Here is a 13,127-nt window from a genome sequence, read left to right as displayed (position 1 = left end):
TCGCAGCGGCGCTCCAATGTCACGGCATGGATCCCAGGCTCTCCGCGACGTCGCTTCGCTCCTGCTCCGCCCTGGGATGACGAAGGATGGGAGGTCACGCCGCTCAATCGTCGGTGGCCGGCGTCAATTCGAGCTCGGCCGGCGACAGGCCCTGCTGCAGCTGGCTGAGCCGGAATTCGTCGACCCAATAGGCCTCGCCGTCGACCAGCACCCGCGCGCTGTAGCTGCCGGCCGAAAAACGCTGCGCGGTGATGTAGACCTTGTGGCGGTCGAGCGCGTTGCGCACCGCGGCGCGCTTGGATTTCTGACTGGCGACGGAACTGGCCATGCTGGTTGCTCACGCACAAAGCCGCAAGGCGGCATGCCTTAAGGATGGCCGAGAGCGGGTCGGCTGTCAATTTGGCGGCCGCTGCGAGCCCTCGCGCGGTGGCGCCTCCCGCTCTGTGGAAACCGAGCCGGTGCGCTATATTGAACCTGGCGGCTTGGAAAGCGATGCTGATCCGGAGAACTTCACATGACATTGACGATGCGCAAACTCGGCAGCCAGGGGCTGCAAGTCTCGGCAATCGGTCTCGGCTGCATGGGCATGAGCCAGTCCTATGGCCCGGCCGACGAGGCGGAATCGACCGCCACGCTGCACCGCGCCATCGAACTCGGCTGCACCTTCCTCGACACCGCGGAAGTGTACGGGCCGTTCACCAACGAGGAACTGCTCGGCCGCGCGCTGAAGGGCCGGCGCGATGAGGTGACGATCGCGACGAAATTCGGCTTCCGCATTGAAAACGGCAAGCAAGTCGGCACCGAGCGCGACAGCCGGCCCGAACATATCCGCGAGGCTTTGGAAGGTTCGCTGAGGAGGCTCGCCACCGACCACGTCGACCTCCTCTATCAGCACCGTGTTGATCCGGCGGTGCCGATCGAGGATGTGGCGGGCGCTGTCGGCGAGCTGATCGCTCAGGGCAAGGTCCGCTTCTTCGGCCTCTCTGAAGCCGGCGCCGCCAACATCCGCCGGGCGCATGCCCTGCATCCGGTGTCGGCAGTGCAGAGCGAATACTCGCTGTGGGAGCGCAATCTGGAGCCGGAAATCATTCCGCTGCTGAAGGAACTCGGCATCGGCCTGGTGCCGTTCTCGCCGCTCGGCCGCGGCTTTCTCACCGGCGACGTCAGGCGCGCCGAAGACTATGCGGAGGGCGATTACCGGCGCGGCGATCCGCGCTACCAGGGCGCCAACTATGACGCCAACATGCAGGCGGCGGCCACGGTACTCGACATCGCCGCGGCGAAGCGCGTCAAGCCAGGTCAGATCGCGCTGGCCTGGCTGCTCCACAAGGGGAGCGACTTCGGCATCGACATCGTCCCGATCCCCGGCACCAAGCGCAGAAAATACCTCGAGGAGAACGTCGCCGCGGCTTCGATCAGGCTGGACCCAGCCGAGATGCAGGTGCTCGACGACGCGCTGGCGCCGGGAAAGGTCGCCGGTCCGCGCTACGGCGAGCGCACCATGGTGATGATCGATCGGTAGGTCTTGCGTTCTCCCGTTCTTGCGCAAAGCTCCGGCCTTGGCTAGCATCCGCCGGCCGGCATCGAGCGGAGGAGAACGTCGCGGTGGACCGGCTGGAGCGCCGTTGCGTCCCTTCAAACACGAGTTGGGCGCTCAAAGGACACTCCATTTTTGAATCGACGCAAGGAACCTTCCGGAAATCCCATTCCGGTTCCGGGGTCGTGCGCTCATCTGGGAGGAGACTAAATTGATCAACAGACGTGAATTCCTGCTGTCGTCCGCGGCGATGGGCGCCTTGGCGCTGGCCGCTTCGCAATTGGCTATTGCCCAGGACGAGCTGACCATTCTTGGTTCGGTGCCGAGCCTCGGCTTTCCGTTCTTCGTGCACATGCTGAACCAGATCAAGGCGGAAGCCCAGGCGCAAGGCGTCAACCTGATCGAGAGCGACGGCCAGAACTCGGCGCCCAAGCAGACCGCCGATATCGAAGCGGCACTGGTGCAAAAGGTCAACGCCATCGTCATCTCGCCGCTCGACGTCAACGCGCTGGCCCCAGCTATCGAGGAAGCGGTGAAGGCCGGCGTTCCCGTCGTCACCATCGACCGCCGCGTCGAGGGCGTCGAAGGCATCCTCGCCCATGTCGGCGCCGACAATGTCAAGGGCGGCGAGGCCGAAGCACAGGCCATGGTGGCGGCGTTCCCGAACGGCGCCAAGATCTTCCATCTGCAGGGCCAGCCCGGCGCCGGCCCGGCGATCGACCGCAACAAGGGTGTACACAACGTCCTCGATCCGATGAAGGACAAGTACCAGATCATCTTCGAGCAGACCGCCAACTTCGCCCGCGCCGAGGCGCTGTCCGTCACCGAGGCCGGCCTTGCCGCCAACGGCAAGCCCGACGCGATCATCTGCGCCAATGACGACATGGCGCTTGGCGCGGTTGAAGCCTGCGCGGCGCGCAACTTCACCGACGTCAAGATCTACGGCTTCGACGCGCTTCCCGAAGCGCTGGTCGCCGTGCGCGACGGCAAGCTGGCCGGCACGGTCGAGCAATTCCCCGGCGAGCAGTCGCGCACCGCGGTGCAGATCGCGGTCGCCTACGCCAGGGACAAGACCGAGCCGAAGGAAAAGCTGGTGCTTTTGACGCCGATCGTCATCGGCAAGGACAATCTCGACAAGGCGGAGAGGCTGGGCGAGACGAAGTAAGGTTTGTGATCAGCGCTGACGGTGCACAGTCGCGCGAGCAAGATCGATCGCCGAAGTTGGCGCCGCCCCTCATCCGCCTGCCGGCACCTTCTCCCCGTATAATGACGGGGAGAAGGGACGCGCTCCAACGCTGGCGCCCCCCTCTCCCCGTCTCTATACGGGGAGAGGGTAAGGGTGAGGGGCAGCGCCAACGTTCAATGTCTCAGGGAGCCATCCTTGCCGCCAGCTGAAGCCGCATCACCCTCTCCCGCCCTGCTCACCGTCGAGGGCGTGACCAAGCGCTTTGCCGGCGTCACCGCGCTGAACGACGTTTCGCTCGAAGTCCGCCCCGGCGAGATACTCGGCCTGCTCGGCGAGAATGGCGCCGGCAAATCGACGCTGCTCAAGATCCTGTCCGGCGTGATGCCGCCGTCCAGCGGCCGCATCGTCTTCGATGGGGTCGAATTCAGCCCGCACAATCCGCAGGATGCCAAGCGCCACGGCATCGTCACCATCTACCAGGAACTGAGCCTGATCCCGACGCTGACCGTGGCGGAGAATATCTTCATCGGCCGCGCGCCGCTCGGCCGGTTCGGGCTGGTCAGCTGGCGGAAGATGGAGGAAGATTCGCGCGCGATCATCGCTCGCGTCGGCCTCGACCTCGACCCGGCGACGCCGGTGTCGGCGCTGTCGGTGGCCGAGCAGCAGCTGGTCGAGATCGCCCGTGCGCTGTCGCTGAAGAGCCGCTTGATCATCATGGACGAGCCGACCTCGGCGCTGACCGAAACCGAAGTGCACAGGCTGATGTCGATCATGGGCCGGCTGCGCAAGGACGGCGTCGCCATCATGTTCGTCACCCACCGGCTGGAAGAGGCATCGGCGATCTGCGACCGCATGACGGTGCTGCGCGACGGCAGGCTGGCCGGCCATCTAGACCGCGAAGGTGGGCCGATCAAACTGCCGAAGATTATCGAGAAGATGGTCGGCCGCGCCGCTTCCGAGCTCTATGCCAGGCCGACGCAGCGCGATGTCGCCGGCGACGTCCGGCTCTCGGTGCGCGGCCTGCGCACGGTGCGCGATCCGCAGGCGCCGCACGCGATCGTGCTCGAAGGCGTCGATCTCGACCTCAAGGCGGGCGAAATCCTCGGCGTCGCCGGGCTCGTCGGCTCCGGCCGCACCGAGCTCGCCCGCGCCATCTTCGGCGCCGACCGCATTGCCGCCGGCACCATCATGCTCGACGGCAAGCCGATCGCGCCCGCCTCACCCGCCGACGCCATCGAGCTCGGCATCGGGCTGGTTCCGGAAGACCGCAAGCACCAGGCGATCTTCGCGGCCCTCGCCATCCTCACCAATTTTTCCGTAGCCGCGCTCGACCGCTACTCCAATGCCGCCGGCTTCATGGCCGAGCGGCGCGAGCGCGAGGCGTTGGTGAACTACAGGAAGACGCTGTCGATCCGCATGGCCTCGCCCGAGCAGGCGATCGAGGGACTGTCCGGTGGCAACCAGCAGAAGGTCATCCTTGCCCGCTGGCTGGCGCGCGACCCCAAGGTGCTGATCGTCGATGAACCGACGCGCGGCGTCGATGTCGGCGCCAAGGCGGAGGTGCACCAGATCCTGGTGGAGCTCGCGGCGCGCGGCATCGCCATCATGATGATCTCGTCCGAGCTGCCCGAAGTGCTTGCGGTGTCGGACAGGATCATGACCATGCGGCGCGGGCGCATTACCGGCGAGATGCCCGGCATCGAGGCGACCGAGGAGAAACTGATGGAACTGATGGCGCTCGACCAGAAGCAGGAAGCAACGCAATGACCAGCACGACCGAACGGAGCCAGCGCGGCGGCGTCAATATTGCGCGCCTGCTGATGAGCTTCGGCCCACTGATGTTCCTGGCGTTGCTGATCATCGTTTTCACCGTGCTGAAGCCGAGCTTCATCGACCCGATCAACCTGTTCAACATCATGCGCCAGATCTCGATCACCGGGCTGATCGCGCTCGGCATGACCTTCGTCATCCTGACCGCCGGTATCGACCTGTCGGTGGGCTCGCTGCTCGCCTTCTGCGGCATGGTCGCGGCGGTGGTAGCCAAAGGCGGCACCGCCAACACGCTGTCGCTGTCGACAACGGGCACGCAAGGCTATGGCTGGTTCGCCGCCCTTCTCGCCGCCGTCGTCGTCGGCGCCATGGCCGGCGGCGCCCAGGGCTTTGCCATCACCAGGCTGAAAGTTCCGCCCTTCGTCGTCACGCTTGGCGGCCTCACCGTGTTTCGCGGCCTGACCTTGACAATCTCCAATGGCGGCCCGATCTCCGGCTTCGACGCCTCGATGCGCTGGTTCGGTACCGGCCTGATCGGCCCGGTTCCGGTGCCGGCGATCATCTTCGCGATTGCCGCAATCCTTTGCCACATCGTGCTGCGCTACACGCGCTACGGCCGCGCGGTCTACGCCGTCGGCGGCAATGCCGAGGCCGCGCGCCTCTCAGGCCTGCGCGTCGACCGCATCCTGATCTCGGTCTACGTCATTGTCGGGTTCTTCGCCGGCCTTGCCGCCTTCGTTTTGTCGGCGCGGCTCAACTCCTCCGAAGCCGTCGCCGGCATCGGCTACGAGCTGACGGTGATCTCGGCGGTCGTCATCGGCGGCACCTCGCTATTCGGCGGCATCGGCAGCGTCGGCGGCACGGTGGTCGGTGCAGGACTGATCGGCGTCTTGCAGAACGGGCTGCAGTTCAACAACGTCTCGTCCTACACGCAAAGCATCGTCATCGGCCTGATCCTCATCCTCGCCGTGGCCTTCGACCGCTGGCTGAAATCGCGGGTAAGGCGGTGATACAGGTGCCATACCTATCCAGGTCGGCGGGACAAGCACCTCTCTGTCCTGCCGAACATCTCCGCTCAAAGGGGCAGGTTTCTGAGGCGAGGTGCCAATGACTCAAATAAGGACCATGACCGAACAAGAAATTCCGGCGGTGTCGCGGCTGCTGGGCCAATCCTGGCGACACATCTATTCGCCGATTCTGGGTGCCGAGACCACGGCACGGCTTTCGGACGAGAGGCACGCGCCGGAGCGGCTGGCGGCCGAGCTCGGGGACGACAGCAAGATGTCCTTCGTCGCCGAGCGGGCTGACGGCTCGCTCGCCGGTTATGCGATGGCCGCGATGGACGACAAGGGCGAGGTCATGCTCGAGCGGCTCCATATAGACAAAAGCGAGTACGGCACCGGCCTTGCCGCTGACCTGCTGCATGCCGTTCTTGCCGCGCATGCGGGTATTCCCAGCATCGCCCTGGAGGTGATCGAGGGCAACGACCGCGCTATCGCCTTCTATCGCAAGCACGGCTTCGAGGTCGTCGAGCGCCGGCCGGCTGCACACGGCGTGGGCGGCCACGCCTCGCTGATCATGCGCCGGCTGCTGCCGATGGCTTAGCAGGCGAAAGCGGCTGAGCGCGTAATCTCCCCCCTCGAGGGCCCTCGAGGGGAGATTACGCCTCAGGCGACAGAGGGGATCGCCTCGGCTGGCGTGATGCAATGCGAGAGAAGGTTGGCGTTTCACGCGCGGCGACCCGCTCTGTCCTGCCGAACATCTTGCCTCGAGAGGGGAGATTGGCAGCTTTGCCGACAGCGCCAGCTCAGGCCGGGGCGTTGACGCGCTGCGGGCGCGTTGCCCAGTCGGCAACCGTCGCGCCGACAACGCTCTCGCCGGCAACCGTCCCGTTCGTCTGCGGCGCAAGCAGGTCGTTGCGGCGGGCGAAGGCAACGACGGTGGCGCGCGCGGTTTCGGCGTCGATCTCTCCTTCCATGGCGGCACGGCAGGCTTTTGCGGCAATGTCATGCGCGGCCGTCCGGCTCGTCGCCGGCCACTCAGCCAAAAGCGCATGGGCCTCAGCCGCGCTTTCTATCTTCGTCGGCGTACCGAGGCCGGTGAGGATGGTAACCGGCTTGTCGAACGGAGCACGATCCATGACACTCTCCTTTCCTGGCTCAATCGGCTCCCTTCGGAACTCAACCGCGCGGGCGCTTCGATCCGCCTGCAGGACGGCGTCGATCGGTGAATGCAATACGGCCTGCGGCGTGCCCGGCCGCGGCAGCCGCCGATGCACCTTGACCAGCGCCTCCAGCCAGGCCGCCACGCCCAGCGGCGGATGTTCGCGCCCGTAGAGCCACGCCTTTGCCTTGGCTATGGGATACCCCGCCTCTTCGGCGAAATCGTTTTCCGACCACCGCAGCAGGCGCAGGCATTCGCGCATTCGCGCCGCGATCATATGCGCTCCTCCGTGCCGGCTCCCACGCGTTGAGCCGACAGAAACATCAGCGTGTAGGCCGCCTTGTGGCGGTCCCAGCCGGCCGACTCGGCCATATCCAGCAAGCCGTCGACCAAAGGCGCCAGCGCTGCCCTGCAATCGGTCTCATAGTTGAAATCGTTCTTCGGGCGGGTCGGCGCCGCGATCTTTCCAAAACTGTCCATCATATCCATGGCAACACCTGCTCAGCATTAGTCCCGGACCGGCAAGACCGTGCCCGCTTTTGGCGGACACGGCCCATCTGCCGTTTCGAAGTCGCGCCTTGGAAGCCTGGCCTTAGAAGTCCATGCCGCCTCCGCCGGGCATCGCCGGCGCGGCAGCTTCCTTCTTCGGCTTCTCGGCCACCATCGCCTCGGTCGTCACCAGCAGGCCGGCAACAGAGGCGGCACCCTGCAGGGCCGTGCGTACGACCTTGGCCGGGTCGATGACGCCCTGCCCGTACAGGTCGCCGAACTCGTTGGTCTGGGCGTTCCAGCCATAGCCGAAGTCGGTCGTCTCGCGCAGCTTGCCGACGATAATCGAACCTTCCGCACCGGCGTTCTCGGCGATCTGGCGCACCGGCGCTTCGATGGCGCGACGCACGATGTCGACACCGGTCTTCTGATCGGGATTGTCGACGACGACGTTATCGAGCGCCTTCGCCGCCCTCAGCAGGGCCACGCCGCCGCCGGGCAGGATACCCTCCTCGACCGCCGCGCGTGTGGCGTGCATGGCGTCGTCGACGCGATCCTTGCGCTCCTTGACCTCGATCTCGGTCGAGCCGCCGACGCGGATGACGGCGACACCGCCAGCGAGTTTGGCCAACCGCTCCTGCAGCTTCTCGCGGTCGTAGTCGGAGGTGGTTTCCTCGATCTGCGCCTTGATCTGACTGATGCGTGCCTGGATTTCATCCTTGCGGCCGGCACCGTCGACGACAGTGGTGTTCTCCTTCTCGATCAGCACCTTCTTGGCGCGGCCGAGCATCTCCAGTGTGACGTTCTCGAGCTTGATGCCGAGGTCTTCCGAGATCGCCGTGCCGCCGGTCAGGATGGCGATGTCTTCGAGCATGGCCTTGCGGCGATCACCGAAGCCCGGCGCCTTGACGGCCGCAACCTTCAGGCCGCCGCGCAATTTGTTGACGACCAGCGTCGCCAGCGCCTCGCCTTCGACGTCCTCGGCGATGATCAACAGCGGCTTGCCGGATTGCACGGCGGCTTCGAGCACAGGAAGCATGGCCTGCAGGTTGGACAGCTTCTTCTCGTGGATCAGCACATAGGGTTCTTCGAGTTCGACGCGCATCTTATCCTGGTTGGTGATGAAATAGGGCGAGAGGTAGCCACGGTCGAACTGCATGCCTTCGACCACTTCCAACTCAGTCTCAGCGGTCTTGGCTTCCTCGACAGTGATGACACCCTCATTACCAACCCTTTCCATCGCCTCTGCGAGGAAGCGGCCGATCTCGGCATCACCATTGGCAGAGATGGCGCCGACCTGAGCGATTTCGTCGTTCCTGGTCACCTTGCGGGCATTGGATTTCAGGTCGGCGACGATGGCGTCGACCGCCTTGTCGATGCCGCGCTTCAAATCCATAGGGTTCATGCCGGCAGCGACCGCCTTGGCCCCTTCCCTGACAATGGCCTGAGCAAGAATCGTCGCAGTCGTGGTGCCATCGCCTGCGGTGTCGCTGGTCTTCGAGGCGACCTCGCGCACCATCTGCGCGCCCATATTCTCGAACTTGTCCTCCAGCTCGATTTCTTTGGCGACAGTCACGCCGTCCTTGGTGATGCGCGGCGCACCGAACGACTTATCGAAGACGACATTGCGGCCCTTGGGACCGAGCGTTACCTTCACCGCATTGGCGAGAATATCGACGCCGCGCAGCATTTTCTCGCGGGCTTCGGTATGAAATTTCACATCTTTGGCAGCCATTGGATCACTCCTTCGAATAGGCAGCTTTCGTTGACCGGAATGCTTGTTCAGGCCCCGCTCAGGCGGCCCTCTTCATCTCGCCGGCGCCCTCGATAACGCCCAGCACGTCGCTCTCCTTCATGATGAGCAAATCCTCGCCATTGAGCTTGATCTCGGTGCCGGACCATTTGCCGAACAGGATGCGGTCGCCGACCTTGACGTCGAGCGGCTGCAACTGGCCGCTGTCGTCGCGCGCGCCCGGACCGGCGGCAATGACCTCGCCTTCCTGCGGCTTCTCCTTGGCGGTGTCGGGGATGATGATGCCGCCGGCGGTCTTCTCGTCGACCTCGATGCGGCGGACCAGGATACGGTCGTGCAATGGACGGAACGTCATGTCGTTCTCCTCTCGGGACAAACAAATTTTCGAAAATCCTCCTGACCGGACCGGTAATATCGGCCCGGCACGGGGTGCGCGACCCTTCATCAGGCATCGCGCGCATACGAACTAGTCGCGCTTTTTTCAGCTTTCAAGAGGATCAGGCAAAAATTTTAGCACTCGGTACCTGAGAGTGCCAATACGCTGTAATCGTTCGCACATTAGCTGCTCTCAGCTACATGCGGCTCAAATTCTGGCAGGATATTTTCAAAATCCCGCCCGTCCGGGGCCGCTCGTGGCGGCTGGAACCTATGTGGAAGGCGAGGCGTTTTGCGGACTGAGATTTCAACGGACCGAGATTTCAACGGAAAGGACGATCGCATGACCAGCAGGGACTTTCAGCTCCAGATGCAAGGGTTTGGCCTCACCACGGCGGAGATCCACTACCGCCTGCCCGATCATCGGAGTCTGCTGCAGCTCTACATCTGGCAGGAATACGATATTGCCCCCGATTTCCCGACGCTGAAGCATTTCCTCGATTTCTGGGAGCGCGAGATCGAAGGCCCGCTGCATTCGGTACGCGTCGCCCATCATCACCTGATCCAGCCTTCCGAATGGCGGGCCGTAAACGGCATTATCACCGTCCACTGAGGAGCAGCCGAACTGCCGCTAGACAGCGGACAAAGTCTCCGAAACGGGGAAAGGCAGCTGCCTCTCCCCACTTGTTTTGGACCTCACAATATCGGAGGGGGGTCTGGACTAGCCGGCGTGGTCGACAGGCTTGCGGGGCATTGCGAGCAATCCGGCCTTGCGCGCCGCCCTGACGAAGGCTTTGCGCGCATCACGCGCGGTACGCCAACCGTCGAGCGCGTCCCGGCAGGTCCGATAAGCGGCGCGCCAACTCCGGCCGCGTGCACGGTCCGGCCACTGCTGGCGCATGCATTCGATGGCTTCCCAACTGCTGGCGACCTTGCGCTCGCTGGATTGGAATTTCAACGTGATCGGCTCGGCAAAGCGGACGTCGTCCATCACTTCCTCCTTGTTTTCTGATCGTCTTCTTGTTTGAGCAAGCAACGCTATGCTGGCGGTGCCGGCGGCCGGCCGGCGCCGCTGAAGGACATGGTTCGCCTCTTTACGCGGTTCAAGAGCATGGGGCGCGGTTCAAGAGCATCGCGGCTACAGCCGGTTATTCGTCCTCGTCCGGCCCTTGCAGCAGTTCGATCAGCGTCGCTACCCTTGCCGTCGGCAGCGGCCGGCCCTCGTTCACCAGAGCCTCGTCGGCGGCGATCCAGGCCAGGGCCTCGCGCAATTCCTGGACCGTCCCGTCCGTCGCCGCAATGTCGGCGATCACGGCTTCGTCGACCGGGCCCAGCACAGAAATGATCTCGTCGCGTGTCATGGTCAGCTCCATCTGCAAGTGCCGGGAATGGGCCCGGCAACAGAAGAATCTGGGTCTTGACCTGCAGCAGACAATAACCGCCGGGGAAGTCAGCGTTGGCGACTGAGGCCAGCTGGGAAACAGGCAATCTCCTGCCGGACATCTCGCCGCAAAAAGGGAGATTGGCAGCCTCGCCGAACCGACCGGAAACCGGCCCGAAAAAACCGGCAACGCGAAAGCCACCGGGTCTTGACTTGCGGCGGACAATAACCAGATCGAAGGCACCGGTCGCCGAAATGGGGCCGGCGGAACCAGGGAGCGCCAGCTCTTTGGCGCCCCTCGTATCTATGTTGCTCGATGGAGGATGTAGCTATGAGAACCGCAGTCGACTTTTCCCCGCTCTATCGGTCGAGCATCGGCTTCGACCGCGTCTTCAACCTGCTGGAAAATGCTCCGCAGGCTTTCGACGCCTGGCCGCCCTATGACATCGCGCGCAGCGGCGAGAATAACTACCGCGTCACTATCGCCGTCGCCGGCTTTTCCGAGGACGACCTCGAAATCACCCATGAACCCAACCTGCTGATTGTCTCCGGCCAGCACAAGGAGCCGGATAACGCGGAGTATCTGCATCGTGGCCTCGCCGCACGGCCCTTTACCCGCCGTTTCGAGCTTGCCGATCACGTCAAGGTCGCAGGCGCCTCGCTCGACAACGGCCTGCTCAGCATCGATCTGGTACGTGAGGTGCCCGAGGAGATGAAGCCTCGGCGCATCGCCATCGCGACCGATGTCGCCTCGCCGAAGACCGGGCCGAAGGTCGAAGCAAACAAGCAGGCTGCCTGAATGCACCAGTCGAGAAAGGAGACTATGCAATGGCTATTCGTGATCTCATTCCCTGGGGCCGGGAGAACAATCAGGCCCCCAGCCTGTTCCGCAACGGCGATCGCGATCCCTTCCTGACGCTGCATCGCGAAATGAACCGCCTGTTCGACGAGGCGTTCCGCGGCTTCGACATGCGGCCGCCGTCCCTCGGTGGCTTCTCCTCTGCCCGCGCCAGCTGGCCGAGTGTCGAAATCTCCGATGGCGAAAAGGAAATCCGCGTCACCGCCGAGATCCCCGGCATGGATGAGAAGGATGTCGAGCTGCTGCTCGATGACGGCGTGCTGACGCTGCGCGGCGAGAAACGCGAAGAGACCGAGGATAAGGACAGGCAGTTCTCCGAACGTTTCTATGGCCGTTTCGAGCGGCGGATCCCGCTCGGCTACGAAGTCGACGAAGACAAGGTGAATGCCGCGTTCCGGAACGGTGTGCTCAGCGTGACGCTGCCGAAGACGGGGCGCGCCCAGGACAAGGCCAAGCGTATCGCCATCAAGGGCGGCAGCGACAAGTCCTGATGGCTCGCAGCAGGACGACGCCCCCCCTTCTGCCCTGCCGGTCTCCGGCGGGCAGAAGCGGGCAATGTCGATGACCCGTTCTCCCGACGCCCCGGTTCCGCCTGACCAGGCGCAGCACGCCCGGCAGTGCCTGACTACCGAGCATTTCGTGCTGCAAAACGCTCGCGCCGCGACCATTCAGGAAGCGAACCAGAGAGCCGATCTGTTCCTGACCTCGGTCTCGAGTGCAACGATTGCCTTGTCCTTCGTCGCGCAAATGGGCAGGCCGTTCGTGTTGTTCGCGACCTGCATTCTCGTCCTGCGGCGTTATCATAGTCGCGCCTGGGCGGCGGCCGAAGAAAGCTTGCCCGCACGGTTCCTGGGCGACAATGGCAACAGCGAAAGCTAGCGCCGACACAACCGGATGTCGAAAAGTGGCAGGGCGCCGCCCTTGCGTCTTGCGCGCCAATTGACCATCCTTGCCAACATCATTTGCACCGCGGCCGGGGGGTTCGCATATGCCGACGCTTTATGCGCTGAAACCGGCCTTCCAGGCCAGGCTGCGGCCGCTTGCCGATGGCCTGGCTAGGGCCGGCGTCACCGCCAACCAGATCACGCTGCTGGCCGCGGCCCTCTCGCTCGCCACCGGCTTTGTGGTGGCAGCCCTTGCCGGCCACCGCGTGGTCTTTCTGCTGATGCCGCTCGTGCTGTTTACGCGAATGGCGCTGAATGCGATCGACGGCATGCTCGCAAGGGAACATGGCCAGGCCTCGACGCTCGGCATGTATCTCAACGAGCTCTGCGACGTTGTCTCCGATCTCGCTTTGATCCTGGCCTTTGCCGTCCTTTTTCCTGCCTGGGGCGTCGTTGCGTTTGCGATCGCGGCGATGATCACGGAGTTCGCCGGCGTGCTCGGCATCGCCGCAGGAACCGGGCGCAACTATGCCGGCCCGTTCGGCAAGAGCGACCGGGCGCTGGCGCTCGGCATCCTCGCCGTGCTTATCGCGTCCGGCCTGTGGGTCCCGGCGCTCACGCCGCTCGTGTTTCCGGCCATGGCTACACTCTCGCTGGCGACCGCCATCAACCGGATACGCAGCGGCCTTAACGGGAGCGGCAGCTGAATTCCGGTCTCGCCAGGGAGAAC

Annotated in this window: 17 protein-coding genes; 10 read left to right on the top strand and 7 right to left on the bottom strand. The window is 64.3% G+C overall.

The features are described 5' to 3' along the window. Positions 1 to 103: 103 nt before the first annotated feature. The gene (locus NKI19_RS05685; protein ID WP_023675682.1) at positions 104 to 328 is read right to left on the bottom strand and encodes a hypothetical protein; all 225 of its coding nucleotides are present in this window, start codon (positions 326 to 328) and stop codon (positions 104 to 106) included. Positions 329 to 514: 186 nt separating this feature from the next. Here NKI19_RS05685 and NKI19_RS05680 point away from each other — a divergent pair, with 186 nt between their 5' ends. From NKI19_RS05680 to NKI19_RS05660, 5 genes are all read left to right on the top strand, one after another. Then, positions 515 to 1,522, top strand: a complete 1,008-nt coding sequence (locus tag NKI19_RS05680) for an aldo/keto reductase (RefSeq protein ID WP_352564222.1) — start codon at positions 515 to 517, stop codon at positions 1,520 to 1,522. Positions 1,523 to 1,751: 229 nt separating this feature from the next. Further along, positions 1,752 to 2,702, top strand: a complete 951-nt coding sequence (locus NKI19_RS05675) for a substrate-binding domain-containing protein (protein ID WP_352564525.1) — start codon at positions 1,752 to 1,754, stop codon at positions 2,700 to 2,702. Positions 2,703 to 2,918: 216 nt separating this feature from the next. Then, the gene (locus NKI19_RS05670) at positions 2,919 to 4,490 is read left to right on the top strand and encodes a sugar ABC transporter ATP-binding protein (protein WP_352564220.1); all 1,572 of its coding nucleotides are present in this window, start codon (positions 2,919 to 2,921) and stop codon (positions 4,488 to 4,490) included. Beyond that, positions 4,487 to 5,503, top strand: a complete 1,017-nt coding sequence (locus NKI19_RS05665; RefSeq protein WP_352564218.1) for an ABC transporter permease — start codon at positions 4,487 to 4,489, stop codon at positions 5,501 to 5,503. The genes NKI19_RS05670 and NKI19_RS05665 overlap by 4 nt, the downstream gene beginning before the upstream one ends. Positions 5,504 to 5,618: 115 nt before the next feature. Continuing rightward, positions 5,619 to 6,098 (top strand): GNAT family N-acetyltransferase, encoded by a 480-nt coding sequence (locus NKI19_RS05660; RefSeq protein ID WP_352564216.1) that lies wholly within the window; start codon positions 5,619 to 5,621, stop codon positions 6,096 to 6,098. Positions 6,099 to 6,300: 202 nt separating this feature from the next. Here the strand turns inward: NKI19_RS05660 and NKI19_RS05655 are convergent, their stop codons facing one another. The 4 genes from NKI19_RS05655 to NKI19_RS05640 all read right to left on the bottom strand — a co-directional run bounded on the left by NKI19_RS05655 (position 6,301) and on the right by NKI19_RS05640 (position 9,253). Beyond that, positions 6,301 to 6,933, bottom strand: coding sequence for a DUF982 domain-containing protein (locus NKI19_RS05655; protein WP_352564214.1), 633 nt, complete (start codon positions 6,931 to 6,933; stop codon positions 6,301 to 6,303). Continuing rightward, positions 6,930 to 7,145, bottom strand: coding sequence for a hypothetical protein (locus tag NKI19_RS05650; RefSeq protein ID WP_352564212.1), 216 nt, complete (start codon positions 7,143 to 7,145; stop codon positions 6,930 to 6,932). Before NKI19_RS05650 ends, NKI19_RS05655 begins: the two co-directional genes overlap by 4 nt. 103 nt (positions 7,146 to 7,248) lie before the next feature. Next, positions 7,249 to 8,880: a chaperonin GroEL gene (gene groL / locus NKI19_RS05645; protein ID WP_352564210.1), complete on the bottom strand. Its 1,632-nt coding sequence runs from the start codon at positions 8,878 to 8,880 to the stop codon at positions 7,249 to 7,251. 58 nt (positions 8,881 to 8,938) lie between these two features. Beyond that, positions 8,939 to 9,253, bottom strand: coding sequence for a co-chaperone GroES (locus NKI19_RS05640; protein WP_023718103.1), 315 nt, complete (start codon positions 9,251 to 9,253; stop codon positions 8,939 to 8,941). A 363-nt stretch (positions 9,254 to 9,616) separates the two neighbouring features. Between NKI19_RS05640 and NKI19_RS05635 the strand changes: the two genes are divergently transcribed. Next, complete coding sequence (locus tag NKI19_RS05635) at positions 9,617 to 9,886, top strand: usg protein (protein ID WP_023718102.1); 270 nt, start codon at positions 9,617 to 9,619, stop codon at positions 9,884 to 9,886. 108 nt (positions 9,887 to 9,994) lie between these two features. Here NKI19_RS05635 and NKI19_RS05630 read toward each other — a convergent pair whose 3' ends face one another. After that, entirely contained in the window at positions 9,995 to 10,264 is a 270-nt protein-coding gene (locus NKI19_RS05630) for a DUF982 domain-containing protein (protein ID WP_352490083.1), read from the bottom strand. A gap of 157 nt (positions 10,265 to 10,421) precedes the next feature. Continuing rightward, positions 10,422 to 10,634 (bottom strand): hypothetical protein, encoded by a 213-nt coding sequence (locus NKI19_RS05625; protein ID WP_352490081.1) that lies wholly within the window; start codon positions 10,632 to 10,634, stop codon positions 10,422 to 10,424. Positions 10,635 to 10,985: 351 nt separating this feature from the next. Here NKI19_RS05625 and NKI19_RS05620 point away from each other — a divergent pair, with 351 nt between their 5' ends. From NKI19_RS05620 to NKI19_RS05605, 4 genes are all read left to right on the top strand, one after another. Further along, complete coding sequence (locus tag NKI19_RS05620; RefSeq protein ID WP_352490079.1) at positions 10,986 to 11,453, top strand: Hsp20 family protein; 468 nt, start codon at positions 10,986 to 10,988, stop codon at positions 11,451 to 11,453. A 29-nt stretch (positions 11,454 to 11,482) separates the two neighbouring features. Then, positions 11,483 to 12,004: an Hsp20/alpha crystallin family protein gene (locus tag NKI19_RS05615; RefSeq protein WP_352951097.1), complete on the top strand. Its 522-nt coding sequence runs from the start codon at positions 11,483 to 11,485 to the stop codon at positions 12,002 to 12,004. A gap of 64 nt (positions 12,005 to 12,068) precedes the next feature. Next, positions 12,069 to 12,392, top strand: a complete 324-nt coding sequence (locus NKI19_RS05610) for a hypothetical protein (RefSeq protein ID WP_352490076.1) — start codon at positions 12,069 to 12,071, stop codon at positions 12,390 to 12,392. Between the two features lie 109 nt (positions 12,393 to 12,501). Continuing rightward, on the top strand, positions 12,502 to 13,104 hold the full coding sequence (locus NKI19_RS05605; protein ID WP_352490075.1) for a CDP-alcohol phosphatidyltransferase family protein: 603 nt from the start codon (positions 12,502 to 12,504) through the stop codon (positions 13,102 to 13,104). Positions 13,105 to 13,127: the final 23 nt, after the last annotated feature.

The sequence above is a fragment of the Mesorhizobium sp. M0751 genome, from assembly GCF_040320265.1.
Lineage (GTDB): Bacteria > Pseudomonadota > Alphaproteobacteria > Rhizobiales > Rhizobiaceae > Mesorhizobium.
Note: the sequence above shows the minus strand (reverse complement) of the source record. Positions and strands in the feature narration are given on the sequence as shown.

Coding starts and splice junctions, on each gene's coding strand:
- groL (WP_352564210.1), bottom strand. CDS start 8,880: ATGGCTGCCAAAGATGTGAAATTTCATACCGAAGCCCGCGAGAAAATG.
- NKI19_RS05650 (WP_352564212.1), bottom strand. CDS start 7,145: ATGGATATGATGGACAGTTTTGGAAAGATCGCGGCGCCGACCCGCCCG.
- NKI19_RS05680 (WP_352564222.1), top strand. CDS start 515: ATGACATTGACGATGCGCAAACTCGGCAGCCAGGGGCTGCAAGTCTCG.
- NKI19_RS05615 (WP_352951097.1), top strand. CDS start 11,483: ATGGCTATTCGTGATCTCATTCCCTGGGGCCGGGAGAACAATCAGGCC.
- NKI19_RS05640 (WP_023718103.1), bottom strand. CDS start 9,253: ATGACGTTCCGTCCATTGCACGACCGTATCCTGGTCCGCCGCATCGAG.
- NKI19_RS05620 (WP_352490079.1), top strand. CDS start 10,986: ATGAGAACCGCAGTCGACTTTTCCCCGCTCTATCGGTCGAGCATCGGC.
- NKI19_RS05655 (WP_352564214.1), bottom strand. CDS start 6,933: ATGATCGCGGCGCGAATGCGCGAATGCCTGCGCCTGCTGCGGTGGTCG.
- NKI19_RS05685 (WP_023675682.1), bottom strand. CDS start 328: ATGGCCAGTTCCGTCGCCAGTCAGAAATCCAAGCGCGCCGCGGTGCGC.
- NKI19_RS05605 (WP_352490075.1), top strand. CDS start 12,502: ATGCCGACGCTTTATGCGCTGAAACCGGCCTTCCAGGCCAGGCTGCGG.
- NKI19_RS05665 (WP_352564218.1), top strand. CDS start 4,487: ATGACCAGCACGACCGAACGGAGCCAGCGCGGCGGCGTCAATATTGCG.
- NKI19_RS05635 (WP_023718102.1), top strand. CDS start 9,617: ATGACCAGCAGGGACTTTCAGCTCCAGATGCAAGGGTTTGGCCTCACC.
- NKI19_RS05660 (WP_352564216.1), top strand. CDS start 5,619: ATGACCGAACAAGAAATTCCGGCGGTGTCGCGGCTGCTGGGCCAATCC.
- NKI19_RS05625 (WP_352490081.1), bottom strand. CDS start 10,634: ATGACACGCGACGAGATCATTTCTGTGCTGGGCCCGGTCGACGAAGCC.
- NKI19_RS05610 (WP_352490076.1), top strand. CDS start 12,069: ATGTCGATGACCCGTTCTCCCGACGCCCCGGTTCCGCCTGACCAGGCG.
- NKI19_RS05630 (WP_352490083.1), bottom strand. CDS start 10,264: ATGGACGACGTCCGCTTTGCCGAGCCGATCACGTTGAAATTCCAATCC.